At 74.0% G+C, this 26,041-nt stretch carries 20 protein-coding genes; 5 read left to right on the top strand and 15 right to left on the bottom strand.

Annotated elements, in window-relative coordinates; translation table 11 throughout:
* Positions 1-35: 35 nt before the first annotated feature.
* The 15 genes from aspA to C0216_RS32800 all read right to left on the bottom strand — a co-directional run bounded on the left by aspA (position 36) and on the right by C0216_RS32800 (position 19,142).
* Positions 36-1,445 carry an aspartate ammonia-lyase gene (aspA, locus tag C0216_RS32870; protein WP_114059423.1) on the bottom strand — a complete coding sequence of 470 codons (1,410 nt, stop codon included), beginning with the start codon at positions 1,443-1,445 and terminating at the stop codon, positions 36-38.
* A gap of 65 nt (positions 1,446-1,510) precedes the next feature.
* Positions 1,511-2,527, bottom strand: a complete 1,017-nt coding sequence (locus C0216_RS32865) for an asparaginase (protein ID WP_114059422.1) — start codon at positions 2,525-2,527, stop codon at positions 1,511-1,513.
* 103 nt (positions 2,528-2,630) lie between these two features.
* Positions 2,631-4,073, bottom strand: a complete 1,443-nt coding sequence (locus C0216_RS32860; RefSeq protein ID WP_114059421.1) for an amino acid permease — start codon at positions 4,071-4,073, stop codon at positions 2,631-2,633.
* On the bottom strand, positions 4,070-4,747 hold the full coding sequence (locus tag C0216_RS32855; RefSeq protein WP_114059508.1) for a FadR/GntR family transcriptional regulator: 678 nt from the start codon (positions 4,745-4,747) through the stop codon (positions 4,070-4,072). The genes C0216_RS32860 and C0216_RS32855 overlap by 4 nt, the downstream gene beginning before the upstream one ends.
* A 113-nt stretch (positions 4,748-4,860) precedes the next feature.
* Positions 4,861-6,123, bottom strand: a complete 1,263-nt coding sequence (locus C0216_RS32850; RefSeq protein WP_114059420.1) for a hypothetical protein — start codon at positions 6,121-6,123, stop codon at positions 4,861-4,863.
* Positions 6,124-6,350: 227 nt separating this feature from the next.
* The gene (locus tag C0216_RS32845) at positions 6,351-6,731 is read right to left on the bottom strand and encodes a hypothetical protein (RefSeq protein ID WP_114059419.1); all 381 of its coding nucleotides are present in this window, start codon (positions 6,729-6,731) and stop codon (positions 6,351-6,353) included.
* On the bottom strand, positions 6,728-7,318 hold the full coding sequence (locus C0216_RS32840) for a TetR/AcrR family transcriptional regulator (protein WP_114059418.1): 591 nt from the start codon (positions 7,316-7,318) through the stop codon (positions 6,728-6,730). Before C0216_RS32840 ends, C0216_RS32845 begins: the two co-directional genes overlap by 4 nt.
* Positions 7,319-7,742: 424 nt before the next feature.
* On the bottom strand, positions 7,743-7,871 hold the full coding sequence (locus C0216_RS34870; RefSeq protein ID WP_246043027.1) for a GAP family protein: 129 nt from the start codon (positions 7,869-7,871) through the stop codon (positions 7,743-7,745).
* A 111-nt stretch (positions 7,872-7,982) separates the two neighbouring features.
* Positions 7,983-9,593, bottom strand: coding sequence for an MFS transporter (locus C0216_RS32830; RefSeq protein WP_114059417.1), 1,611 nt, complete (start codon positions 9,591-9,593; stop codon positions 7,983-7,985).
* A 198-nt stretch (positions 9,594-9,791) separates the two neighbouring features.
* Entirely contained in the window at positions 9,792-11,672 is a 1,881-nt protein-coding gene (locus C0216_RS32825; RefSeq protein ID WP_114059416.1) for an ABC transporter ATP-binding protein, read from the bottom strand.
* Positions 11,669-13,360, bottom strand: coding sequence for an ABC transporter transmembrane domain-containing protein (locus C0216_RS32820; RefSeq protein WP_114059415.1), 1,692 nt, complete (start codon positions 13,358-13,360; stop codon positions 11,669-11,671). Before C0216_RS32820 ends, C0216_RS32825 begins: the two co-directional genes overlap by 4 nt.
* Positions 13,357-14,859 (bottom strand): AMP-binding protein, encoded by a 1,503-nt coding sequence (locus C0216_RS32815; RefSeq protein WP_114059414.1) that lies wholly within the window; start codon positions 14,857-14,859, stop codon positions 13,357-13,359. The genes C0216_RS32820 and C0216_RS32815 overlap by 4 nt, the downstream gene beginning before the upstream one ends.
* 32 nt (positions 14,860-14,891) lie before the next feature.
* Positions 14,892-16,643 (bottom strand): condensation domain-containing protein, encoded by a 1,752-nt coding sequence (locus tag C0216_RS32810; protein WP_114059413.1) that lies wholly within the window; start codon positions 16,641-16,643, stop codon positions 14,892-14,894.
* Positions 16,640-18,373 (bottom strand): carbamoyltransferase family protein, encoded by a 1,734-nt coding sequence (locus C0216_RS32805; RefSeq protein ID WP_114059412.1) that lies wholly within the window; start codon positions 18,371-18,373, stop codon positions 16,640-16,642. Before C0216_RS32805 ends, C0216_RS32810 begins: the two co-directional genes overlap by 4 nt.
* A 70-nt stretch (positions 18,374-18,443) precedes the next feature.
* Positions 18,444-19,142, bottom strand: coding sequence for an XRE family transcriptional regulator (locus C0216_RS32800; RefSeq protein ID WP_246043026.1), 699 nt, complete (start codon positions 19,140-19,142; stop codon positions 18,444-18,446).
* A gap of 499 nt (positions 19,143-19,641) precedes the next feature.
* On the opposite strand from C0216_RS32800, the gene C0216_RS32795 reads away from it, so the two are divergent.
* The 5 genes from C0216_RS32795 to C0216_RS32775 all read left to right on the top strand — a co-directional run bounded on the left by C0216_RS32795 (position 19,642) and on the right by C0216_RS32775 (position 26,017).
* A complete protein-coding gene (locus C0216_RS32795; RefSeq protein ID WP_428985505.1) occupies positions 19,642-21,048 on the top strand; it encodes a KamA family radical SAM protein in 1,407 nt (468 codons plus the stop codon).
* Positions 21,049-21,069: 21 nt separating this feature from the next.
* A complete protein-coding gene (gene vioD, locus C0216_RS32790; RefSeq protein WP_114059409.1) occupies positions 21,070-22,230 on the top strand; it encodes a capreomycidine synthase in 1,161 nt (386 codons plus the stop codon).
* Between the two features lie 5 nt (positions 22,231-22,235).
* The gene (locus C0216_RS32785; RefSeq protein WP_114059507.1) at positions 22,236-24,113 is read left to right on the top strand and encodes an amino acid adenylation domain-containing protein; all 1,878 of its coding nucleotides are present in this window, start codon (positions 22,236-22,238) and stop codon (positions 24,111-24,113) included.
* Between the two features lie 112 nt (positions 24,114-24,225).
* On the top strand, positions 24,226-25,260 hold the full coding sequence (gene vioC / locus C0216_RS32780; protein ID WP_114059408.1) for an arginine beta-hydroxylase, Fe(II)/alpha-ketoglutarate-dependent: 1,035 nt from the start codon (positions 24,226-24,228) through the stop codon (positions 25,258-25,260).
* A 7-nt stretch (positions 25,261-25,267) separates the two neighbouring features.
* On the top strand, positions 25,268-26,017 hold the full coding sequence (locus C0216_RS32775; protein ID WP_114059407.1) for a hypothetical protein: 750 nt from the start codon (positions 25,268-25,270) through the stop codon (positions 26,015-26,017).
* The last annotated feature ends 24 nt before the right edge of the window (positions 26,018-26,041 follow it).

Raw genomic sequence — 26,041 nt, 5'->3', positions numbered from 1 at the left:
CTCCGCACTGTCCACTCCGGGGCGCCGCGCCCTGCTCAGGCGATGCCCGCGCGCGGTCCGGCGAGTGCCTCGGGCCGGAGGAGGGCGGCGAGCTTCTCGGCCGGGAGCAGGTTTCTTTCCAGGACGAGTTCGGCCACGCCGCGGCCGGTTGCGAGGGCCTCCTTGGCGATCTCGGTGGCGGCGGTGTACCCGATGTGCGGGTTCAGGGCGGTCACCAGGCCGATCGAGTTCTCGACGGCGGCGCGCAGCACCTCGGTGTTGGCGGTGATGCCGGCCACGCAGCGCTCCGCGAGGGTGAGGCAGGCCGCGCGCAGGTGGGCGAGGGATTCCGCCAGCGAGTGCAGGATGACCGGCTCGAACGCGTTGAGCTGGAGCTGTCCTGCTTCTGCGGCCATGGTGACGGCGATGTCGTTGCCGATCACCTCGAAGGCGACCTGGTTGACGACCTCGGGGATCACCGGGTTGACCTTGCCGGGCATGATGCTGGAGCCGGCCTGCACCGGCGGCAGGTTGATCTCGCCGAGGCCGGCGCGCGGACCGGAGGAGAGCAGGCGCAGGTCGTTGCACGTCTTCGAGAGCTTGACGGCTATGCGCTTGAGCACGCCCGACATCTGGACGAACGCGCCGCAGTCCTGTGTGGCCTCGACCAGGTTGGCCGCGGTGACCAGGGGCAGGCCGGTGATGCCGGCGAGGTGGCGGCGGGCCGTTTCGGCGTATCCGGCGGGGGCGTTGAGGCCGGTGCCGATGGCGGTGGCGCCGAGGTTGATCTCGTGGATCAGCTCGACGGCCTCGGCGAGGCGGCTGCGGTCCTCGTCGATCATGACGGCGAAGGCGGAGAACTCCTGGCCGAGCGTCATCGGCACGGCGTCCTGGAGCTGGGTGCGTCCCATCTTCAGGACGTCGCGGAACTCGACGGCCTTGCGGGCGAAGGCCTCCTGGAGGACGGCCATGGCGTCGAGCAGGCCGTGGACCGCGGAGGCGGTGGCGACGCGTACGGCGGTGGGGTAGACGTCGTTGGTGGACTGGCCGAGGTTGACGTCCTCGTTGGGGTGCAGGTGCGCGTACGCGCCCTTCGGGTGGCCCAGCAGTTCCAGGGCCCGGTTGGCGACGACCTCGTTGGCGTTCATGTTGGTCGAGGTGCCGGCGCCGCCCTGGATGACGTCGACGACGAACTGGTCGTGGAGCTTCCCGCCGCGGATCTCCCGGCAGGCGGCGACGATCGCGGCGGCCTTGGCGGGCTCCAGCAGGCCGAGTTCCCCGTTGGCGAGGGCGGCGGCCTCCTTCACTGCGGCCAGGGCGTCGATGAGGTGCGGGTGCGCGGAGATGGGGGTGCCGGTGATGGGGAAGTTCTCGGTGGCGCGCAGGGTGTGGACGCCCCAGTAGGCGTCTGCGGGGACGTCGCGGTCTCCGAGCAGGTCGTGTTCCCTGCGGGTGGCGGCGGTCATCGGTGTACGGGTCCTCTTCCTGAGGTGGTGGGCCGGCTGGGCCGGATTCGGGCCGGCGGCGCGGGTCAGGCGGGGGCGGGGGCGGTTGCCGCGGCGAGGGCCGGCACCGGTCGGACGGCGCCGAGGGGCAGGCCGCCGCCGGTGACGGGCTGCTCCGTGAACCGGGCGAGCAGCCGCGGGTCGGTCCCCGCCATGGCCAGGGCTGCGGCCGTCACGGGGATGCGCGCGCGGTTCGCTCCGTCGGCGATCTTCACGGCCACGGCGCGGCCGTCGGGGAGGGCGGCGACCTGGACGCCCTCGAAGCCGTCCTTCGTGATCAGGCCGGGCACGGTGCGCATCAGTTCGGCGACGTCCCGCCCGGCGCCGGAGGCCATCTCGGGGTGGCCGCGGAGGGCTTCGGCCACCCGGTGCTCCGCCGTGCCGGGCGCGGCGGTGGCGATGCGGGCGGCGGCGCGGGCGAGGCCGTGCAGGGAGATCGAGAACAGGGGGGCGCCGCAGCCGTCGACGGTGACATGTGCGGTGCGCTGGCCGGTGAGCTCCTCGACGGCCTCGCCGATGGCTCTCTGGAGCGGGTGGGCGGGGTCGAGGTAGGTCTCCCGGGGCCAGCCCGCCAGGGTGCAGGTGTACAGCATCGCGGCGTGCTTGCCGGAGCAGTTCTGGGCGAGCCGGGAGGGCGGGCGTCCCTGCCTCGTCCAGGTGGCCCGGACGGCCGGGTCGTAGGGCAGGTCGGGGACGTTGCCCAGGTCCTCCTCGGTGGCGCCGGCCAGGGTGAGGATCTGCCGGACCCCGGCGAGGTGGCGTTCCTCGCCGGAGTGGCTGGCCGAGGCGAGGGAGAGCAGGGCGCCGTCGAGGGGGAGGCCGGCCCGCACCATCGCGACGGCCTGGACGGGTTTGAGGGCCGAGCGGGGGTAGCAGGCCGCCTCGATGTCGCCGAGGGCGAAGCGGACCTCGCCGTCCGCGCCGAGGACGACGAGGGAGCCGTAGTGCATGCCTTCGATCACGCCGCCCCGGGTGAGGTGGGCGACGGGTGCGTGCAGGGGCTCCCGGATGCCGGGCGCGTCCGCGAGGGGTGCGCTGCGCATCTGTGCTCCTTCTGACGTGTGCCGGCTCAGGCCGGGTGGGGGTGTGCGGCGGATTCGGCGGAGGTGTGCCGCCTGCGGGGACAGGCCGGGGGCGCCGTCCGGTTCATCTGCTGCCCTTGGCGGCGGCGGCGCGGGCGAGGCGGCCGCGGATCGCGTACCAGCCGGCCACGAGCGTTGCGGCGATCAGCGGCACGCACAGCACGGTCGTGCGTCCCGCTCCGCCGTCGGCGTACATGAGGACCAGCACGGAGGCGAGGAAGACGAGGGTGATCAGCTGGGTCCACGGGGAGCCGGGGAGGCGGTAGTCGGGGCGGGCGAGTTCGCCGCTGCGGGTCTTCCGCCAGAAGAGCAGGTGGCAGATCATGATCATGCCCCAGGTGGAGAGGATCCCGAGGGCGGCGAGGTTGAGGACGATCTCGAACGCGTCGTCGGGTACCACGAAGTTGAGGCCGACGCCGAGGACGCACACGCCGCTGGTGAGCAGGATGCCGCCGTAGGGCACCTGGGTGCGGCTCATCCGGGCGGTGAAGCGGGGGGCGGAGCCGTTGGCGGCCATCGAGCGGAGGATGCGGCCGGTGGAGTAGAGGCCCGAGTTGAGCGAGGACATGGCCGCGGTGAGGACGACCAGGTTCATCACGCCGCCGGCGGCCGGTATGCCGATGTGGGAGAGCACGGTCACGAACGGGCTCTCGTCGGCGCTGTAGCCGTTCCACGGCATCAGCATCGACAGCAGGACGACCGAGCCGACGTAGAAGAGGCCCACGCGCCACATGATCGAGTTGATCGCCTTGGGCATGATCTTCTCGGGGTTCTCGGTCTCGCCGGCCGTGACGCCGACCAGTTCGACGGAGGCGTAGGCGAAGACGACGCCCTGGACGATCAGCAGCATGGGCAGCAGGCCGTTGGGAAAGATCCCGCCGTTGTCGGTGATCAGGGAGGGGCCGGGGACGGTGCCGTCGACGGGGTGGCGGGTGACCAGGAGGAAGATCCCGAGCGCCATGAAGACCACCAGGGCGCCGACCTTGACGATCGCGAACCAGAACTCGAGCTCTCCGAAGATCTTCACGGAGATGAGGTTCACGGAGAGGACCACGGCCAGGGCGACGAGGGCGATCAGCCACTGCGGGACATCGGAGAACAGGCCCCAGTAGTGGGTGTACACGGCCACGGCCGTGATGTCGGCGATTCCGGTGGTGGCCCAGTTGAGGAAGTACATCCAGCCTGCGGTGTAGGCGCCCTTCTCGCCGAGGAACTCGCGGGCGTAGGACACGAAGGCGCCTGAGGACGGCCGGTACAGGACGAGCTCGCCGAGCGCGCGCACGACGAGGAACGCGAAGACGCCGCAGACGGCGTACGCGATGAACAGCGAGGGCCCGGCCTCGGCGAGCCGGCCCCCCGCCCCGAGGAAGAGCCCGGTGCCTATGGCGCCGCCGATGGCGATCATGTTGACGTGCCGGGGCTGCAGGGACTTGCTGTATCCGGCGTCGCCGGCGTCGACGTGACGGGTGGACGGGCGCTTCTCGTCTTTGAGGAACTGCTCGCTCACGCCTCGGGTCCGCCTTCCGTGGGTCTGTTCGTGCGCTTGGGGTGCACGATGTCGGTGAGGGTCGTCTCGACCCTGTGGAGGTGGTGGGACATGGCCTCGACGGCGTCCGGTTCGCAGCCGTCGATCAGCGCCTCGAAGATCGCCCGGTGCTCGCGGTTGGACTGCTCGCGGCGGCCGCCCAGCTCGTTGAGGAACGTCGACTGGCGTGCCAGTGCGTCGCGGATCTCTTCGATGACCCGGCGGAAGACCGGGTTGCGGGAGGCCTCGGCGACCGCCAGGTGGAAGACGGTGTCGAGGGCCACCCATGCCGTCGTGTCGGTCTCCTGCTCCATCCGGTCGAGCAGGTGGGCCAGGTGGTCCAGGTCTTCCGGGGTGCGGCGCAGCGCTGCGTACCCGGCGACGGGGATCTCGACGTGCCGGCGCACCTCGAGCAGGTCGCTGGCGGCGTAGTCGCCGAAGGTCGGGTCCTCGACCGTGTTCGCCACGACGAAGGTCCCCTTGCCGGTCTTCGACACGGTCAGCCCCATGGCCTGCAGGGCGCGGAGCGCTTCACGCAGAACGGGCCGGCTGACTTCGAGCGTGCGGCACAGCTCGGCTTCCGAGGGGAGCTTGTCCCCGATGGCGTAATCGCCGCGCTCGATGGCGTTGCGCAGGTGGCCGAAGACCGCTTCCATCGCGCTCACGCGCCGCGGCATCGCGCCACCTGTCTGGCTGTCTGACAGGTTCACGGGCTGATCTTGCGGGCTGTCGAGCAGGGCTGTCAAGAGTCGCCGGGCAACCCGGCGGATCAGGTCTCTGCGGGCTGGGAGGTCTGCTCTTCGCCCAGGCGGGCACGCCAGTCGCCGACGCACTGGGGGGACGTGGAGGCCAGGTGCGCGATCTCCTCGTCGGTGCGGCCATCGGCCCAGGTCAGGATCCGGGTCACGGTGCGGTTCCGGGCGGCCCGGAAGTCCCTGAGCATGTTCTCCAGGCGTTCGACCTCCTCGCCTTCGCGGACGAGCTGGCGGTCGACGGCCTCCCTCTCCTCGGCGCGCAGCCTCCGCAGGTAGGCGGGCAGTCCCATCAGGGCCAGCCCCTCTTCCTGCGCGGCGCTCTGGAAGCCGTCGGCCAGCATCGACAGGACGCAGTCCGGCACGTCGGCGAGAGTGGCTCCGAGGGGTTTGGCCGCCTCCCAGGTCCTCCTGCCCGCCTCGGTCCGCTCCAGCCAGGTGCAGGCGTCCATCGGCGTACGGTCGCCCCAGGCCCGGGCGCGGTGGGCGTACAGGGCGGCACGGTGGCCGTAGAAGGTGAAGCCGTCCTCGATCTGCCGGCCGGCAGCGAGGCAGACGCGCCCCGGGACACCGCCGTAGCCCGACTCGGGCCGGAAGTCCGCGCAGGCGTCGAGCTCCGCGTCGGTGGCCGACTCCCAGGCGGGGTCGCACAGGTCGGGGTTGCTCTCGAGGAAGGCGCCGACCTCGACCCGCCAGGCGGGGACAGGGGTCGTCAGGAGCCTGGGCCAGACAACCTCTCGGGAGGCGTGGAAGGTGTGGGTGGCGACCCGCTCGATGTCCTCCCATGCGGTGGCCGCTTCGGCCGACCACTCGAGCTCCCCGGTTGGCCCGGTGCGGTGGATCGAGTCGACGAGCCGCTGCACGGCCGGCAGGACGCGCAGCGCGAGCGCGTGCAGCTCCTCAGCCGTGAAGAAGCGCCAGGAGCAGCCGCGCTGCTCGTCGTGCGTCATGTGGCTCAGAAGCTGCACCAGGACCCCGGGCTCCGGCAGCAGGCCGTCGCCCAGCGCCTTGCGCGGGACCCCGGGAAGCCGGCCCTCCGCGTCCTCGCGCGGGGCACGCCAGTCGACGTCCCCGAACCAGACGGCGCCGGTACGGGCGTCGACGGCGAGCCACTGCTGGTAGCCCACCCCCGGGCCGTAGCGCCGGTCCTGCTGCTCGGCCTCCTTGTCGTGCCACACGTACTCGGGGGGAGGCGGATTCAGTTCGGCAGCCAGGAAGCCGTCCTCGGGGCGGTAGCCGGTGAGGATGCAGGCCGTTCTCGGCGCTTCGGCAGCGGTCATGAGGGGTTTCCTCTCGGTGGAACAGCAACCTCCGCAACCGTAGTGTGCTTGTCGGCCAATAGTTCAACATTCAGCCATTTACGCCGACTTGACAGCACGGCAGGTCATCCCCGCAGGTCCGGCGACGCGCCGGGTCTACGCGCGTCCGGAACGAACGTAGGGTTGTCTCTTTTTCATCTGTTCTGCGTGTCGGCGGCCGGGGCCTCCATCGCGTCTTGCCGCGGCGACTACGCGGCGCCCGCCGCCGCCAGTGCTGCGACCGGCAGGAGCAGGATCCATTGCGGCAGGCGGAGGAGGGGGCGGGGCCACTTGACGGACAGCGTGATGGCCAGGAAGGCCGCCGCGTACGCGGTGAAGTGCGCGGCCACGAACCACGCCAGCAGGCCGGCACCCGGCGTACCGTCCGCCAGGGAGAGGTAGAGCAGGGCGAGTCCGGAGAGCGCCAGGTCGGCGGTCACCATGTGCCACACGGCGTGCAGGACGCGCTTGGGCTCGTCCGCGAGCCCGCTGGACAGCAGCGGGCGCACCACGTCGCGGTGGCCGCCGACGATGTGGACCGCGGTCACGCCGAGAGCGGTGACCCCTGCTGCGAGCAGCCAGCCGTTCATCGGACCTCGATTCCCTTGGCCACGACGGCTGCCAGCAGTGCGGCCGTCTCTCGGCGAGGGTGCTCGCCGACCAGCCCGACATGGAAGAAGACGGCTCCTGCCAGCGTGTCCAGGACCAGGTCCACGGGCGTTTCGCCCGCGATCTCTCCACGCAGCACGGCCCGTTCGAAGACAACCAGCAGCCGTTCCTTCGACGGGGCCAGGAAGTCGCCGCGGATGCGCGCCCTCAGGTCCGGATCCGCGGCGAAGTCGGCCAGCAGCCCCGGGAGCGCCGCCGCGGCAGCGGGCGCGCGGAACTCGTCGACCAGGCCCTGGAGCAGTGCGGTCAGGTCCCCGAGCAGCGTCCCCGTGTCCGGGGGCGGTACCTCGTCGGTGGTCGTGAACACGGCCTCGAAGACCAACTCCGGCTTGCCGGGCCAGCGCCGGTAGATCGTGTCCTTGCCCACGCCGGCCCGCGCGGCCACCGCCCCGATCGACGTCGCAGCGTAGCCGGACTCGACCATCAGTTCTGCCGTCGCGCGGAGGATCGCCTCGTGCGATCGGGGATCCCGGGGACGCCCTCTGGAGGGCGGAGAAGCATCGCTCATGACGTTTACCATACGGGTCGACCCGTAAGTAAACAATGGCCGGGGTGTGCCTCAGGTGACCAGGTCGTGGATGCTCCGGACCGTCAGCCACAGGCCGGTGACCAGGGAGAGGGCGGTGACCAGCTGCTCCTGGCGGCGTTCCGGCCAGGTTCGCAGGGCCTTCAGGCGGGTCTGCGCGGCCCTGGGGGAGCTCAGGGCGTACGCCTCAATGACGATGGGGTGATCGTGGCCAGCAGTCAGTAGCCGGTCAGCGCGAGCCAGTCGGCAGGGGTGGAGAGGTCCGCGTCGACGGCGCTCGTCGGCGCCGGCGCCGACGAGCGCCCAGGGCTGCAGCAGCCATGCGGGGCCGGCCGCGGTGGCCGGGGAGGCGTTGTCGATCCGGGCGGCCCGGCGCGGCGGGCCGTGCGGGCGGGGCGGTCGGCGCTCAGGTTGGCCAGCCAGGGCAGCAGGACAGCAGGAACGCGAGGCCCGGGCGGACGCCGTGCGGCGTGGAGAGGAGCAGGATGAAGGCGGTGTTGTGCAGCGGCCCCAGGGTGACCGCCGTACCGGTCACCAGCAGGTCGGGGACCGTGGGGTCAGCCGCTCCCGGGTGTGGGCGCCGTGTGCTGCATCGCGCCCGTGCAGGCGGGGGCCCGGCGGGTCGGCCGGTGCCCCGGGCTGCCGGTCACCGGGGCCCCGCGGTGGCAGCCGAGGCGGAGTCCTCGTCGGAGTAGTGCCGCAGGAGGTCCCGCTCGGCGTCACGGTGCGGGAACATCGCGAAGACCAGCAGGGCGCCCAGGGCGATCGCGGCCAGGCCGACGGTGTAGGCCCAGTCGTCGCCGTGGAGGAACGACTGGCGTGCCGCCTCGACGATCTGGTCGGCGTACCGGGGGTGCTGCTGGGCGGTCTCCGCGGCGGAGGCGAAGGACTTCGTCAGCTCGCTCTGCACTTGGTCCGACACGTCTTCGCTCTCGGGGGAGGCGGCGATCGCCGCGTTGAAGGCCGAGGCGTAGCCGGCGGTGAGGAGCACGCCCATGACGGACTGCATGACGGCGCCGCCGAGGTCGCGTTGCAGGTCGGCGGTGCCCGAGGCCATGCCGGCCCGTCGCACGGGCACCGATCCGGTCAGTGCGTGGGAGGCGGGCGTGCCCGCGAAGCCCGCGCCGAGGCCGATGAACACGTAGGCGGAGCCGATCTGCCAGTAGCTGCTGTCCTCGCCCCAGAACAGCAGCATCCAGGCGAAGGCGAGGAAGAGGAACGCGTAACCGGTCAGCAGGGTGGTGCGGGCGCCGCGCGACTCGACCAGCTTCGCGGAGCGCGGTGCCACGAGAACGGTCATCACGACGAGGGGGAGGATGGCGGCCCCGGCTTCGACCGGGTCGTACTCGAGCACGTTCTGCAGGTACTGCTGGCTGACGAACGCCGAGCCCATCATGGCGCCGTACACGATGATTCCCGCGCATGCGGCGACCCAGAACGTCCGCCGGGCGGCGATGTGGAGGTCGTACAGCGGGTTGGGGGCCCGGCGCTGGCGGAGGAAGAACGCTGCCCCGGCGGCCACGGCGATCACGGCGAGGCCGGTGACCAGCGCGCCTTCGCCGGGGACGGCGGCGAAATTGATCGCCAGGACCAGGCCCGCGATCAGGAGGACGGACAGGACGCCGCCGAGGTTGTCGACCGGTTCGGCCGACTCGTTCGCGTGCGCGGGGACGAACAGCAGGGCCATGGCCAGCGCGACGACGGCGAGGGGCAGGGTGACGAGGAACACCGACCCCCAGAAGAAGCGTTCGAGCAAGGCGCCCGCGACCACCGGCCCGAGCAGGGAGATGCCGCCGCCCAGCGCCGACCACAGGGCGATCGCCTTCGTCCGTGGCGGCCCCGCCCACAGGGCGGTGATCAGCGCGAGGGTGGTGGGGTAGGCCATGCCGGCCGAGAGCCCGCCGAGGATCCGGGCCGCCACGAGGACGGTGTCGTTGGGGGCGTACGCGGCGAGCAGGCAGGCGGGAAGGGACAGGGCGACGCCGAGGAGCAGCAGCAGCTTGCGCCCGTGGCGGTCCCCGACCGCACCCAGGTAGAGGACGGATGCGGCCAGGCCGAGGGAGTACCCCACGGCGACCAGGTTCAGGGTGGTCTGGGAGGAGTCGAAGGCCTTCCCGATCGCGGGCAGCGCCACGTTGGCCACCGACAGGTTGAGGTTGGCCACCGCGGCGACGGTGATCAGGGACGCCAGGACGAGCGACGGCCGGGCTGGGGCGTGACGCGGGACGTCGGGGCGGGGCGCGCCGCTGTTCGGCATGGAACCTCCGGGGCGGAGTCGGGCTTGGCGAGAGTCTTGCCTGATCCGCCGTGTCGCACATCGCCCCATTGGGATGACGCCGCTCGCCGCCGTCGGCGGCGGCGCCGGATGCCGCTCGTCGCCCCGGCTGCCCCGGCCCCGTGGCCGGCCGGTGACGTCGCCGTCGTGCCGTCCGCGGCGGGGCGGCCGCGGCGGTTGTCATGTGCGCGGGCCGGGGCGGCGGGCGGTGTCCCAGGCGTGCCACAGGGCGGCGTACGCGCCGTTCGCGGCGAGGAGTTCGTCGTGGCTGCCGAGCTCGACGATCCGTCCGCCGTCCATGACCGCGATCCGGTCCGCGTCGCGTACGGAGTCCAGGCGGTGCACGATCGAGACGACCGTGCGGCCTTCGATCAGCGCCGCCAGCGAGCGTTCGACGCGGCGGGACGCGGTGGAGTCCAGCAGCGCGGTGGCCTCGTCGAGGACGAGCGCGTACGGGTCCGACAGCAGCAGGCGGGCCAGGGCCAGTTGCTGGGCGTGGGAGGGGGAGACGAGGGCCGCGCCCGGTCCGATCTCGCTGTCCAGGCCCTCGGGCAGGGACCGCACCCAGTCCGCGAGGAGGACGCTCTCCAGCGCCTTCCACAGCGGGGTGTCCGCCTCCGTGGCCCTGTCGGCGTCTTCGGCGGTGTCCTCGGCCCGGTCCTGCTCACCGGCCAGCAGCAGGTTGTCCCGTACCGTGCCGGTGAACACGTGCTGTTCCTGCGTGACGAGGACGATCTCGCGCCGCAGCTGCCCCACGGGCAGGGCGGTGATGTCGGCGCCGCCGATCCGGACGGTGCCGCGGGTGGGGTGGTGGACGCCGGCGAGCAGCTTGCCGAGGGTGGACTTGCCGGCGCCCGAGGCTCCGACGACCACCAGCCGTTCTCCGGCGGCGATGTCGAGGTCGATGCCGGTGAGCACCTCGCGGCCCGCTCCGTAGCCGAACCCGACGCCTTCGAGGCGGATGGCGTGGCCGTCGGTGGGGGCCGGCGGCCGGGGCTCCTCGCGGGGCAGCCGCTCGACGCCGAGGATCCGGCGCAGTGCGGCATTGCCGATCTGGAGTTCGTCGGTCCAGGTCAGCAGGTCGTTCAGGGGCTCGCCGAGGGCCTGGACGTAGAGGACGACGGCGGTCAGCTCCGCCAGCCCCACCTCGCCCCGCTGGTAGGCGAGTCCGCCGATCAGGAGGGTGAGCGCCATCGGGACCATGGTGGCCAGGTCCAGGCTCGGGAACCAGATGGTCTGCAGCCAGGTGGTGCGCTGCCGGGTGCGCACCACCCCGTCGACGGCCGCGCCGTGGCGGCGCGCCTGGCGGGGGCCGAGCCCGAGGGCCTCGGCGGTGGCGGCGCCCCGGGCGGTCTCGTGGGTGACGGCCAGGACGTCGGCCTCCTGCGCGAGGAGGAGCTCGTACGCGCGGGTGGCACGCGGCCGGTACCACCAGGTGGACAGCACGGCGAACGGCACGCCGGCCAGCAGGCCGAGGGCCAGCAGGGGCGAGGTCAGCAGGATGGCCGCGAAGGTGAAGACGAGGGTGACGGCGGCCAGCGCGATGCGGGGGACCGCCTGGCGGATGCTCTCGTTGAGCCGGTCGGCGTCGGTCGTGGCGCGGCTGAGCAGGTCGCCCGTGCCGACGGCCTCGACCTCGGACAGCGGCAGTGCGAGCACGCGGCGCACGAAGTTCTCGCGGGTGCGGGCGAGGACCCGTTCGCCGAGCAGGGTGGCCTGGGTGCGGGCGGCGCGGGCGAGGAGGGTCTGGCAGGCGAGGACGGCGACGAAGGCGAGGGCGAGTACGTCGACCCGGTCGGCGGTGGTGCCGTCCTTGACCGATTCGACCAGGTGGCCCAGGAGCCGGGGGCCCACCAGGCTCGCCACGAGGGCGGCGGCGAACAGGCCGAAGGTGAGGGCCAGTCGGGGTGCCTCGCCGCGGAGGAAGACGCCGGTCCAGGCGCGGACGTCGGACCGGTCGGCGAGTGGCAGCCGGCCGGTGGCTCCGGCGGGCCCGGCGGGGCCGGGGGCCGGGGCGGTGTCCGCGCCGGCCGCGGAGGCCCGGGTGGGGGTGGTGGTCATGAGGGCACTCCTGCGGAGCGGTCGGTGCTGCCGGGGACGGGCTGCCCGTCGAGGCGGACCACGCGGTCGGCGGCGCCCTGCCACAGGGGGCTGTCGGTGAGGACCACGGTGGTGCGGCCGGCGCGCAGGGCGGCCACGCGGGCGACGATGCGTGCCTCGGTGTGGGCGTCGACGGAGGCGGTGGGGTCTTCGAGGACCAGGACGTCGGGCGCCGCGAGCAGGGCGCGGGCGAGGATCAGCCGCTGGCGCTGTCCGCCGGACAGGGCGCGGCCGCCCTCGTCGAGGCGGGCGTCCAGGCCGCCGGGCAGGGCGTCGACGACGTCGGCGGCGTCGGCGGCGAACAGGGCCTGGTCCAGGGCCGGCCCGGGGCGGGCGGATCCGGCGGTCAGCTCCTCCCGTACGGTGCCGCTGAAGAGGATGTCGGCGGGGCCGGAGCGCAGCAGGCGGGCGGAGACCTCGGCGGGGTCGGCCCGGTCCAGGGGGACGCCGCCGAGCCGGACCTCCGCCGCGGCGCCGCCGGTGCCGGGGCCGCCGAGGCGGTCGGCGAGGCCGCCGGCGCGGTCGGCGGGGGCGGTGACGACGGTGAGGCGGCCCGCCTCTGCGGTGATGCCGGTGCCGGTGTCGGCCAGGGCGAGCGCGCCGGCCGGGAGCGGTTCGGGGTGGTCGGGCCGGACGGTCGCGGGGGTGAGTTGCAGGAGGGTGCAGACCCGGCCGGCGGCGACCTTGGCGAGGCTGAGGGTCTCGGCGGCCTCGGTGGCGGTGCTGACGGGCAGGGTGAGGAAGGCGGAGGCGCCGTAGAACGCGACGAGTTCGCCGGCGGTGATGGTGCCGTCCAGCGCGAGGCGGGCGCCGAACCAGACGATGCCGACGGTGACCAGGCCGGGCAGGAGGACGCCGGCCGCCTGGAGCCAGGCCTCCATCCGGCCCGCGGACTCGCCGGCCCGGCGCACCTGCTGGCTGGTGCGCCGGAAGCGCTCGGCGAAGACGGCCTCGCCGCCGATGCCGCGCAGGATGCGCAGGCCGGCCACGATGTCGCCGGCCTGGGAGGTGGCGATGCCCATCTGTTCGCGCTGTTCCTCGTCGCGTTCCTGGAGGGGCCGCAGCAGGGGGCCGATGCCGAGGACGGCGGCGGGTACGCCGATGAGGACGGCGAGGCCGAGCACGGGTGAGGTGACGGTGAGGGCGACGGCCACCAGGACGGCGGCGACCACCGCCCCGACGGTGCGGCCGACGACCTCGAAGGCGTTGCCGATGCTCTCCACGTCGGCCGCGGCGGAGGCGGCGACGTCGCCCGAGCGGGCCTTGCTGCGCAGGGTGGCGCCGACTCTGACGACCTGCCGCATCAGCACGCGGTGGGTGACCGACAGGGCGTGCGCCTCCGCGCCGACGGCGGCCTGGATCAGCCCTGCGCCGGCGAGGGCCTGGAGGACGCCGAGGCCGAGGGCGAGCAGCGACCACAGGTAGAGCCCGGCCTGGCCGGCGTCCTGCCCGGCTTCGTCGATGGCCCGTCCGATGACGAGGGGGACCAGCGCGAGGGGGACCATCCACAGGGCGCCGAGCACGGCGGCGAGGACCAGCGGCCGGGGACGGATCCGCACCAGCCACCACAGGTAGGCCCAGGGGCCGCGGGCGTCCGCCTCGGGAACGGCGGCGGGTGCGACCGAGGCGTCGAAGAGTCGGTTGCTCACAGGTACCGGTCCCGGGTGCCGGCGCGGTCGACCTTGCCGGTGCGGGTGTGCACGAGGGCGGGTACGGCGACGATCCGGTCGGGGACGAACGGCTCGGGGAGGGTGCCGCGCAGCCGCTCGCGCAGCGCCGCGGCGGCGGCCGGTGCGGCCGGCTCGGGTGCGAGGACGACGAAGGCGACGAGGACCGTGTGGTCGCCCTTGGTGTGCTCGGCGGCGGCGACGGCGGTCACGCCGGGGAACCGGCCGACGGCCTCCTCGACGTCGAGGAGGTCCACGCGGTGGCCGCGGATCTTGACCTGGTGGTCGATGCGGCCGTGGAAGACGAGCGCGCCGTCGCCGCAGTCGGTGACGAGGTCGCCCGTGCGGTACCAGCGGTCGGTGCCGCCGCCGGGGTCGGTCTCGACGAACCGCGCGGCCGTGCGCGCGGGGTCGTCGACGTATCCGGTGGCCAGCTGGGGCCCGGCCACGAGGAGTTCGCCGGGGCCGTCCGGTGCGTCGGCCCTGGGCACGACGGCCTGCCGTACGGACGGCAGCGGGCGGCCGATCGGAACCCCGTCGGGGAAGTCGTCGGGCGCTCCCGGGCCGGCGAGGACCGCGGTGTGGGTGACCAGCGCGGTCTCGGTGGAGCCGTAGGTGTTGAGCAGGACGGTGTCGTCGGCGCCCAGCAGGCGCCAGCGCTCCAGCATGTCGGCGCGGACGGCCTCGCCGCCGATGACCACGGTCTCCACGGAGGCGGGCAGGGACCGGCCGGTGTCCAGCAGGTGGCCGGTGTACAGGTGCCAGTAGTCGACGGGCAGGTTGACGAGGGTGACCTCGTTGTCGGTCAGGACGCGGTCGAGGTCGGCCTCGCCGTCCTCGTCGAGGACGACGAGCCCGCCGGTCAGCAGGGCCGGGAGGATCTCCTCCAGGCTGGTGTCGCCGTCCAGCCGGTGGAGGTTGAGGGCGACGGTGCCGGGTCCGGCGCCGTACTGCCGGATGAGGTGGGGCAGCACGGCGTGCAGGGCCCCGTGCGGGACGGCGGCCGCCTTGGGGGCTCCGGTGGAGCCCGAGGTGAACAGGACGTAGGCGGGGTCCTGCGCCCGTACGGGTTCGCCGGCCTCGCGCAGCGGGGCGCGGGACGGGCCCCAGTTGGGGCGCAGGACGCGGTCGACTCCGGGCAGCCGGCCGGTCTCGGCGGTGGCGATGAGCTCGCGGCAGCCGAGGGCGTGCAGGGCCCGGTCGGCGTGGCCTTCCGGTCCGTCGGCGACGGGGACGTAGCCGCGGCCGGCGGCGAGGGTGCCGAGGACGGCCGCGATGTCGCGGACGCTGTGGTGCGCGTGGATGGCCACGGGGGGTGCGCCCGCCGGGGTGCGGGTGGTGGCGACCAGGTCGGCCACCGCCCCCGCCCAGCGGGCGAGTTGGCCGTAGCCGACGGTCACCCCGTTGTCGACCACGGCGGGCCGGTCCGGGTCCGAGCGGGCGATGGCGAAGAAGGGGTCCAGCACGCTGGGCAGGATCATGGCAGGCGTCTTCCGGTCCGTCCGTCGGGCGTTCAGCGGGTGGGGGCCACGGGCGCGCCGGGGCCGGCCAGGGCGTCGAGGAGGGCGGTGAGGGCGGCGCGGTGGCGGGTGGCCAGCGCGCGTACGGTCGCCTCCTCGTGCAGGGCGGTGGAGTACCACCACTCGACGCGCAGGGTGTCGTCCTCGGTGGTGGCGATCACCTCGATCGGGTGCGGGCGCGTCCAGTGCCCGGAGGTGATGTCGCCGACCGGTTCCGGGGCCGCGTCCGGCAGGAGGGTGCCCAGCGGCAGGGTGTCGGCGTCGTCGCCCTCGAAGTCGAAGGAGACGTCGCTGGGCGGGGCGGCGCGCAGGGCGGCGGCGATCCGCGGCCGGCCGTGCCGGGCGAGCGCGCCGTGGCCGACGCCGCCGCCGGGGAGTGCAGCGAGGTGGCCGACGGTCCGGGCCAGGCGTTCGGCGGGGGTGCCGGGGGCGAGGTCCAGGCGGACCGGGACGGTGGTGGTGAACCAGCCGGTGGTGCGGGACAGGCGGGTGTCCCCCACGCTCTCCTCCCGGCCGTGGCGCAGGACGTCCAGGCGGACCGCCGGCTCGCCGAGCCGTTCGGCGAGCACCTCGCCGAGGGCGTGCAGGACGAGGTCGCCGGGGTGGGCCCGGTGGGTGCGGGCCGCCGCGCGGAGGCGGGCGGTGAGCTCCTCGGGGAACTCCTCGCGGTGGGTGGCGGCGGTGGCGGCGGTGTTGGCCGCCCGCGGGTCGGCGACCGGGTGGTCCGGCGGCAGGGTTGCGGGGGTGCGGGCCACCTCCGTCCACCACTCGGCCTGCTCCTCCGCCTCGGGGGTGCGGGCGTGGGCGGCGAGGGCCCGGGCCCACTCGGGGTAGGAGGTGCCCTCGGTCGGCCACACGTCGTGCCGGCCCGCCTCCAGCGCCGTGTACACCTCCTCCAGGTCGGCGAGGAGCACGGACCAGGAGACCATGTCGACGGCCATCTGGTGGATGGTGATCAGCAGCCGGCCGGGGCGGGAGGGGCCGGCGTCGAAGCGGACGAAACGGGCCGTGCGGCCGGCTGCGGGGTCGAGGGAGCGCTGTTCCACCGCGCACCGCAGGGTGATCGCGGCCGACAGGTCCGCGTCGGCGACTTCGCTGACGTCGACGGTGTCGAGCACCGGGCCGAGGGCCGCCTCCGGCGGGCCGTCGGTGGCCAGGGCGGCGGCGGTCTGCCGGGGCCGGCGGGCGGGGCGGTCCTCGACGGCCAGGCGCAGCGAGGCGTGGCCGGCGACGAGCCGGCGGACGGCCTCGGCGAACAGCTCCGGGTCGATGCCCGTCCGGGTGGTGAACAGCAGGGCCTGGTTCCAGTGGCCGCGTTCGCCCGTCTGCTCCTCCCAGGCCTGTTCCTGGGCGGGGGTGAGGACGACGGGGCCCTGGGCGGTGCCGGGCGGGGTGGCCTCGGCGCTGCCGCGCCGGGCGGCCCGGTCGGCGACGAGCTCGGCGAGGCGGGCGGCGGTCAGGTCGGGGGCGGACAGTTCGCGCAGCTGTACCTGTACGCCGAAGCCGGCTTCGATGCGGCGGGCGGTGCGGATCAGGTCGAGGGAGTCCACGCCGAGGTCGCGCAGGGGGGCGGTGAGGTCGGCGTCGGGGGTGAGGACCGCTTCGGCGAGCCAGTCGGCGAGGCGGTCGTACACGTGCGCCGCGGTCGGGGCGTCCGGGCCGGCCGCGCCGTCCGGGCCGGCCGGCGGTCGCGGGTGCGGGGCGGGGGCGGCTTCGGGGTCCGCCGGCCGTACGGGGGTGGTCACGCGCCGGCCTCCCGCAGGGATCCGGCGGGGCGGCGGACGAGGAACGGGCCGAGGGCGAGGGCGTCCAGGGGCAGCCGGTGGAAGGTGGCGAGCGCGTCGGCGGGGCTGCACACGACCGGTTCGTCACGGCCGTTGAAGGAGGTGTTCATGATGACCGCGGTGCCGGTGTGGCGGCCGACCTCGCCGATGAGGCGGTGGTAGAGCGGGTCGACCGCGGCGGAGACGGTCTGGGGGCGGGTGGTGCGGTCGCTGTGGACGACGGCCGGCATGGCCGCGGCCCCGGCCTCGGTCACCGGGGTGGTGACGATCATGTACGGCAGCGGGGTGGCGGTGCCGATGAGGGCTTCGGCGGCCTCCTCCTGCATGCTCGGGGCGAACGGGCGCCACGCCTCGCGGTCCTTGATCCGGACGTTGACGCGGTCGCGGGTGGACTCGGGGTCGGGTACGGCGACGAGGCTGCGGTGGCCCAGGGCGCGGGGGCCGCCCTCCGCCCGGCCCTGGAACCAGCCGGAGACCCCGCCGGCGGCCAGCACCCCGGCGGTGGCTGCGGCGATGTCCGAGGGCTCGGTGTAGGCGGTGCCGGAGGCGTCGAGCACGTGCCGGATCCGGTCCGGGGACCACTGCGGGCCCCAGGCGACGGAGCCGTTCATGGGCTTGATCCGGTCGCCCTCCTGGGCGGCGGCCCAGACCGCGGCGCCGAGCGAGACGCCCTGGTCGCCGGCCAGGGGCTGGACGAAGAGGTCCCGGACCTCCGGCATCCGCATGATCTTGCCGTTGAGGGTGGCGTTGAACCCGACCCCGCCGGCGATCATCAGCGTGGTCTCGCCGGTCTCCCGGAGCAGGCCCCGGACCAGGCCCATGACGGCCCGCTCCAGGGCGGCCTGGGCCGTGGCGGCGACGTCGCGGTACTCGAAGGGGTCCCGGGCGGTGGCCTTGGCGAAGCGGCCGGTGGCGGGGTCGAAGCGGCGCGTGCTGCGGTTGGGGGCGTCCGGGAGGGCCTTCTCCAGGTGTTCCAGCCAGTGCCGGATGGTGGCCGTCTCCTCGTCGGTGCTGCCCGTGGAGCGCAGGTCGGGCGGGACCACGCCGATGGTGAAGTCCTCGTCGGTGAAGGCGAAGGCGCCGCCGAAGGTGAGGTCGCCGGGGGTGCCGTAGGAGGCCAGGCCCATCATCTTGCCGGCGTTGTCGGCGCCGAGGCCGGCGTACGCGCAGACGGCGGCGTAGAAGTAGCCCAGCGACCAGCCGGGGGTGTGCGCGCGCAGTGTCTTGATCTCGCCGTCGATGCCGACGGCGAGGGTGGTGCTCTCGTTCTCGCCCTGTCCGTCGAGGACGAGGATCGCGCCGCGGTCGCGGCCGGAGAGGAGGTAGGCGCTGGCCGCGTGGGCGGTGTGGTGGCCGACGAAGGTCAGCCGGGGGTCGCTGCTGCGCGGGAACAGCTTCTTCGGCAGCAGGTGTTCGAGGGCCTCGGCGTCGCTGTCGAACCAGTCCAGGCCCCGGTCGGCGAAGAGGGCGGGCAGGTCCCACCCGTGGGCGACCACGTCGATGTCGTCCAGGGTGAGACCGCCCTCGGCGAGGCAGTAGGCCGCGGCGTTGAGGGGTGCTTCCCCGTAGGCGTGCTTGTGGCGGGTGAAGCGTTCCTCCTCGGCCAGGGCGATGACGTCGCCGTCCACGACGAGGCAGGCGGCACCGTCGTGGCTGGCACCGGGCCAGCCGTTGACTCCGAGCACACGCATGGTCAGTCCCCAAAGGTCGGTCGGGATCCTCCGGTTCCGCCTCGGGCCCGTCGGGGCGCTCGGCGTCCGGTCACGGCAACGGATCTTGTCGGTCCGCCGGGTTGTACACGACCTGGGACTTTGTGCGGAGATCCGCGGCGAAGATCGCGGACGCCTCCTTCAGCACCGCGTTGGCGTGCCGCAGTTCCTCGACCTCGCTGCGCAGCCGGCGCAGTTCCGCCCGTTCGCCGGCGGTCAGCGCGTCCGCGGCGGGGCGGCGCGCGGCGGCGCCGGCCGGGGCGGCGGGGCGGGTGGCTCCGGCCTTGCGGGAACCGGCGGAGCGGGGCCCGGCCGAGGGCGGCGCGGGCTGCCGGAGGACCGCCGCCTGGAGGGAGGCGGAGGCGGTCCGGGGAGCGGCAACCCGGGCCGCGGGGGCTGTCCGGGCAGCGGCGGCCGGTTCGCCGTGCAGGGGGCCGCGGCGGGCGTCCGGCCGGGCGGGCGCCAGGCCGGCGGAGGCGGATCCCGACCGGCCGCGGGAGGGCCCTTCGCGTTCCGCGAGTTCGCTGCTGAGGCGGTTCCAGCGGCGGATCCAGGGCTCCGGGTCTCCGCCGCACGCCGCCACGTAGGCGAGCGTCACCTTCAAGGAGGGCTTGTGCAGTCCGCGGGCCGCCTCGGCGAGGGTGGCCACCGAGTAGTGGGCGTGCTTCGCCATCGTCCGGTACGAGGGGTTCCCCGCCTGCCTGCGCAGACCGCGCAGTTCGTGGGCGAACTCCTCCAGTGGTCCTGCCATGGGGTCCAACAACCGCTCTGGCCTGGGCATGCTTCTCCCCTGGTGATGGATGGTGTGAGCGAAGCGCGGGTTCTCGTCTCGCCGTACAACCGGATGGCCGGCGGACGCACGGGCGTGACGACCGGTTGCGAGGCCCCCATGACACAGGGGGACCTCCGCACCGGGACCTGTCGGACATTGGTACATGCCACTGACATATCGATCAATCGGCAGCCGAGAAATCCGGCCATCAGACGGCCGGATCGTCCGAATAAGGCTGACCTAACCGGCCCGCCGGGCCGGGCGTCCGGACGCGTTCCCCGCGGGTTCCGCTTCCCGGCACGCGGCGTTGCGCCGCATGGAGGCGACGCTGTCCGGTGCCCCGTACAACCATCCGCCTTCGGCGGCCTGTTGTACAGGGCCGAACATCCCTTGCGCCCCGTACAACCGGCCCTCGTGTACAACCCCGGGGCTCTGCAAGATCAGTTGCCGTCAGGCGATACGGCCGAAAGCGACGGGAATGGGTGGCGGGTTGGTGGACACAGCACGCAGCCAGACGGAAACAGCGGCAATCGAAGGCGTCTACACGTACCGGAGCACCCCGCTCGTGGAACCGGACTGGCGCCGCTTCCCCGGATGGCGGGATGTCACCGAAGCCCAGTGGGCGGACCCGCAGTGGCAGCGCGCCCACTGCGTCAAGGACGCGAAGGGAATGCGCGCCGTCGTCGGCGACCTGCTCGACGAGGAGTTCTACGAGGACTGGGAGCAGGACCGGAAGCACCGCGCGACCATGTCGGTGCTGCTGCCGCCCCAGATGCTCAACACCATGGCCCCGGAGGCGGCCGCAGCCCGCCCCGGCGAACTGACCAAGGCGTTCTACGACGACCCGGTGCGCCGCTACATGCTGCCGGTGTTCTCCGACCGGCACCCGTACTGGCCCTCGCACCCGATGGCCAGCAGGGACTCGCTGCACGAACAGGACATGTGGGTGGTCGAGGGGCTCACCCACCGCTACCCCACCAAGGTGCTGGCGGAACTGCTCTCGACCTGCCCCCAGTACTGCGGGCACTGCACCCGGATGGACCTGGTGGGCAACTCCACACCCCAGGTCACCAAGAACAGGCTCCAGCTCAAGCCCGTCGACCGGGCCGAGCGGATCCTGGAGCACCTGCGCTCCTCACCCGGCATCCGGGACGTGGTGGTCTCCGGCGGCGACCTGGCCAACCTGCCCTGGCCGCGGCTGGAACGCTTCGTGGACGGCCTGTTGGACATCGACTCGATCCGCGACATCCGCCTCGCCAGCAAGGGCCTGATCGGACTGCCCCAGCACTGGAGCTCCGGCCCCGTGCTCGACGGGGTGGAGCGCATCGCCCGCAAGGCGCGCTCGCGCGGCGTGCGGATCGCGCTGCACACCCACGCCAACGCGGCCCAGCAGGTGACGCCCGGGGTGGCGCAGGCGGCCTGGGCGCTGCTGGGCGCCGGTCTGCACGACGTCCGCAACCAGGGCGTGCTGATGCGCGGGGTCAACGACAGCGCGCACGACCTGCTCGACCTGTGCTTCGCGCTCGCCGACCACGCCGGCATCACTCCGTACTACTTCTACATGTGCGACATGATCCCGAACGCCGAGCACTGGCGGGTGCCGCTGCACCGGGCGCAGGCGATCCAGCGCCAGATCATGGGCTACCTCCCGGGGTTCGCCACCCCGCGCATCGTGTGCGACGTGCCGATGGCCGGCAAGCGGTGGGTGGACCAGGCCGACTCCTACGACCGCGACCTCGGGGTGTCGCACTGGAGCAAGAGCTATCTCACCCCGCTGGAGGCGGCGGATCCGGACGCCCACAGCGGTTCGTACCACTACTACGACCCCATCGACACGCTCCCGCTCTCCGGGCAGCGGTGGTGGCGGGAAACCCGTCAGGGGTAGAGAAGGGACAGTTGCACAGCCATGAGCAGTCTCCGTCCGCGGCGTGAAGACCCTCCGGTACTGGAGGAGTGGTACCGCAGGCACCTCGGCCCCGACATCCACGACATCAGCTCCAGCGGGGTCCACCCGTACACCTTCGCCGAGATACGCGACGTCTGCCGGATCCCGGCCGCGGACCTCGACCGGATCGTCATGGACGACAGCGTCTCCCAGGGCGGTGCCGGCATCCGCCAGGCCATCGCCGACCGCTACGCCGGCGGCGACGCCGACCGGGTGCTGGTCACCCACGGCTCCAGCGAGGCCATCGCGCTGACGCTGGGCACCCTGCTGCACCCGGGAGACCGGGTCGTCGTCCAGCAGGGCATCTACCACTCGCTGGGCCACTACCCCCGGGCGGCCGGCTGCGAGGTGGCCGAACTGCCCGCCCGGGCCGTGCAGGACGGGGAGATCGACCCCGACGTGCTGGCCGACCTGGTCACGCCCGGCACCGCGGCCGTGATCGTCAACTTCCCGCACAACCCGACCGGCGCCACGCTGTCCCCGCAGGGTCTGAAGGCCCTGCGGGAGCAGACCGCGCAGGCCGGCGCCGTGCTGGTGTGGGACGCCGCCACCGCCGAGATCGCCCACCGCTGGGAGGTGCTCGCCGACCCGGGGGCCGACGGCGGCGACACGGTGTCCTACGGCACCTTCTCCAAGACCTTCGGACTGCCGGGCCTCCGGGTGGGCTGGGCCGTAGCGCCGAAGGAGCTGATCACGGCTACCTTCCCGCTGCGCGACCGGACCACGCTGTTCCTCTCGCCGCTGGTCGAGCTGGTCGCGGAGCGGGCCATGCGGCACGCCGACGAGCTGATCGGCACGCGGGCGGCCGAGGCCCGGAGCAACCTCGCATACCTGACGCAGTGGATGGCCGGGCACGAGGACCTGGTCCGCTGGACCCCGCCGGAGGGCGGTGTGTGCGCACTGCCGGTCTTCCGCGAGCTGGAGCGGGCGGCGGCGGGCCCGGAGGCGGTGGAGCGGTTCTGCCTGGAACTGCTCGCCCGCCACCGCACCCTGCTCGTGCCCGGTACGGCCTTCGGCGCGCCGCACGGCGCCCGGCTCGGCTTCGGCGGCCCCCGGGAGGGCTTCCGGGCCGGGCTCGCCGGGCTGTCGGAGTTCCTGCGCTCCCGCGGGGGCGGCAGGTGACCGCCGTGGCCGCACCCGGTGCGGCCGGACCCGGCGCGGCCGCACCCGACGTGCTCGACCTGTGGGACCGCTCGGTGCGCGACCACGCCGCCCGGCCCGCGCTCGTGACCCCGCACCGGGAGCTGTCCTACCAGGACGCGGACCGGCTCACCGACGGCTGGGCGGCCGGACTCGCGGCGCGCGGGGCCGGGCCGGGGAAGCTGGTGGGCCTGGCCTTCGGCGACCCCGCCCGCACCGTGCTCGGCATGCTGGCGGCGCTCAAGGCCGGGGCGGGGTTCACCGTACTCGACGACCGGCTGCCGCCCGCGGCCCGCGCGGCACTGGTGGACCGCACGGCGGCCGCGGTGTGGCTGGGCGACGGAGCGCACGCACCCGAGGGGGCGTACGCGCCGGCCGGTCCGGACACCGGCGGCGGCACAGCGGCAGCGGCGGCGTTGGACGCGGCGCGGCCGGTACGGGCGGCCGCCGGGTCCGACGTGGCGTACGTGCTGTTCACCTCCGGGTCGACCGGCCGGCCCAAGGGCACGGTGGTCGAGCGGGACGCCCTGCGCCGGTTCGCCTCGGCGGTCGCCGAGCGGCTCGCGCTGACGCCGCACGACCGCTGGCTCCAGGTGGCGTCGCTGGGCTTCGACGTGCTGATCGAGGAGGTGTTCCCGGCGTTCGCCGCCGGTGCGGCCGTGGTGTGCCGCAAGGACACCCGCGCCCTGGACGCCGAGGAGCTGCACGCCGCCCTGGGCCGGACCCGAACCACCGTGGTCGAGCTGTCCACCCAGTACTGGCTGGAGTACGCCCGCTGGCTCGCCGCACGCGGCACGACCACCCCGGCGGGGCTGCGCACGGTGGTGGTGGGCGGCGAGCGGATGGACCCGCATCCCTACCGCGCGTGGCAGGCACGGCAGCCGGCCGCCCTCGCCCATGTCTACGGGCTGACCGAATGCACCGTCAGCTCCACCTTCTACACCGGGCTGCTGCCGTCCGACGCCGAGGAGGTGCCGCTGGGCACGCCCCTGCGGGACGTGGAGATCAGCATCCGGCAGGGCGGCCGCCCGGTGCCGGACGGCGAGACCGGGGAGATCCACATCGGCGGCCCGCTGCTGGCCCGCGGCTTCCTCGACGACGAGGCCGCCACGGCCCGCCGCTTCGTCGCCGACCCGTACGCCGCCGAGCCCGGCGCCCGGCTGTACGCCACGGGCGACCTGGGGCGGATCGACGCCGACGGGCAGCTGGTCTTCCTCGGCCGGGTCGACGACCAGGTCAAGATCCGCGGGCACCGGCTGGAGCCGGCCCGGGTGGAGCGCGCCCTGTGCGAGCTGCCCGGGGTGGACCAGGCGGTGGTCTTCCCCGACCCGGCGTCCGGAACCGCCCTGTGGGCCTTCACCGTGCCGGCGGACCCGGCGGCCGCGCCGCTGCCCGGCGAGGCCGTACGGCTGACGGGCGGCGACCGGGACGCGCTCGTGGCGCCGCTGGAGGCGCAGCTGCCGGACTGGGCGGTCCCGCGCGTGCTCCACCGGGTGGCGGTCCTGCCGAAGAACCCGCACGGCAAGGTGGACAAGCGCCTGCTGTCCGCCTGGGCGGCGGCCCAGGCCGGCCCTCCGGCCGGGGGGCCGGTCCCGGACCGGGCCGCGGACACCTCGCGGGATCCCCTGGAGCCCCTGGAGTCCGTACTCGCCCTCTTCCGCGAGGTCCTGGGCGCTCCCGCGCTCGGCCCCGACGACAACTTCTTCGACCACGGCGGCCAGTCGCTGCTCGCCATGCGCCTGCTGGCGCGGCTGCGCGAGTCGGACCCGGCCGCCGCCGGACTGCGGGCGAGCGCCCTCTTCGCCTCGCCGACGCCCCGGCTGCTCGCCGGAGCGCTCGCCGAGCGCCGGGCCTCCCGGCGCTGACCGCCCCGTCCGACACCGCACCACCGCACCACCGCACCACCCGAGGGCCCGCCGTGCCGGCTCCGGCCGTACGCGGGCAGCAACCATCCCCGACCACTCAGCGAGAGTTGGCATGTCGAACCTCACCGACCCGTCCACGCCCGGCTACACCCTGACGGCCGACGAGGCCTCCGCCATCGCGGAGCTCAGCCTCGAACTGGCCGCCTCGTACCCGTCCTTCGGCGACCCCGTCCTGCTGCACGAACTGCCGCGGCTCGCGGCCCGGCTGCCCGAGGGCGTGCAGGACTTCCTGCGCGAGTTCAAGCTGGCCGACCGGCACGGCCACACCGTGATCCGCGGGCACGACTTCGACCAGCAGCGCATCGGCCCCACTCCCGACCACTGGCGCGGCCGAGGCCGGCCCGGCCCGGAGTTCCCCGAGGAGCTGCTGCTCATGCTGTACTCGGCGCTGCTCGGGGAGCCCTTCGGGTGGGCCACGCAGCAGGACGGCCACCTCGTGCACGACATCTTCCCGATCCGCCAGCACGAGAACGACCAGCTCGGGATGGGCAGCAAGGAGCTGCTGACCTGGCACACGGAGGACGCCTTCCACCCCTACCGCAGCGACTACCTGATCCTCGGCGCGCTGCGCAATCCCGACAACGTGCCCACGACGGTGGGCGAGCTGGACCTGTCGTCGCTGTCCGCCGAGGACATCGACATCCTCTTCGAGCCGCGCTACTACATCGCCCCCGACGAGTCGCACCTGCCGAAGAACAACACGATCGCGTCCGAGGAGGAGGCGGCCCGGTTCGCCACCATCCAGCGGATGATCGACGAGCGGCCGCTCGGCCCGCTCCTCTACGGCTCGCGCGTGGACCCGTACATGCGCCTCGACCCGTACTTCACCTCCGTGCCGGAGGACGACACGGAGGCGCGCCGGGCCTACGAGGCGCTGTTCAAGGTGGTGGACGCCGGGATGCGGGAGGTCGTCGCGGACCAGGGCGACGTGCTGTTCATCGACAACCACCGCGCGGTGCACGGCCGGCTGCCCTTCCAGGCCCGCTACGACGGCACCGACCGCTGGCTGAAGCGGGTGTGCGTGACGTCCGACCTGCGGCGCTCCCGCGAGATGCGGGCCACGGCCCGGACCCGGCTGCTGGGCTGACGCGCCGGTGTCCCCGACCCTCACCGACCTGTCCCGGGATCCGTGGCTGCTGCCCGCGGTGGACGACCTGATCGCCGCCAACATGCCCGCGTTCATGGGCTGGGAGTCCCCCGGGAACTGGCGCTGGCACGGCATGTACGAGCGCTACCCCGCCCACCAGCTGTGCCTGGTGGACGGCGACGGCAACCTGGTCGCGGCGGCCAACGGGCTGCCGGTCCGCTGGGACGGCAGCACCTCGTCGCTGCCGTCCGGCAGCGACGAGGTCCTGGTGGAGGCCGTCGACCACGGCCCGCCGGACCGTCCGGACACCGTGTGCATGCTGTCGGTGTCCGTGCACCCCGGCCACCGGGCGGCGGGCCACGCCGAAAGGCTGCTGGCCGAGGTCCGGCGGCGGGCCGCACAGGACGCGCCCCGCGGGGTGGTCATCCCGGTCCGGCCCACCCGCAAGCACCGCTACCCGCTGGTCCCGATCGGCGAGTACGCCGCCTGGGTCCGGCCGGACGGGCGCTGCTTCGACCCGTGGCTGCGCACCCACCTCGAACTCGGCGCCGTCCTGCTGGGCACGGCAGAGCGGTCCCTGGTGATCCGCCAGCCCGTGGCCCGCTGGGAGGAGTTCCTCGGCCATCCGCTGCCCGGCCCCGGGGACCACCTGCTGCCCGGCGGCCTGGTGCCGCTGCGTGTCACCGCGGACGGCCACGGCACGTATGCCGAGCCCAACGTGTGGGTCCACCACCCCGCCGGACCGCCCGCGCCGTGACCGGGGCGCGGCCGTATGCCCGCC

It is taken from the genome of Streptomyces globosus (assembly GCF_003325375.1).
In the GTDB taxonomy this organism is placed as follows: domain Bacteria; phylum Actinomycetota; class Actinomycetes; order Streptomycetales; family Streptomycetaceae; genus Streptomyces; species Streptomyces globosus_A.
The sequence above is the reverse complement of the archived record's forward strand: the minus strand, read 5'-3'. Positions and strand labels throughout refer to the sequence as shown.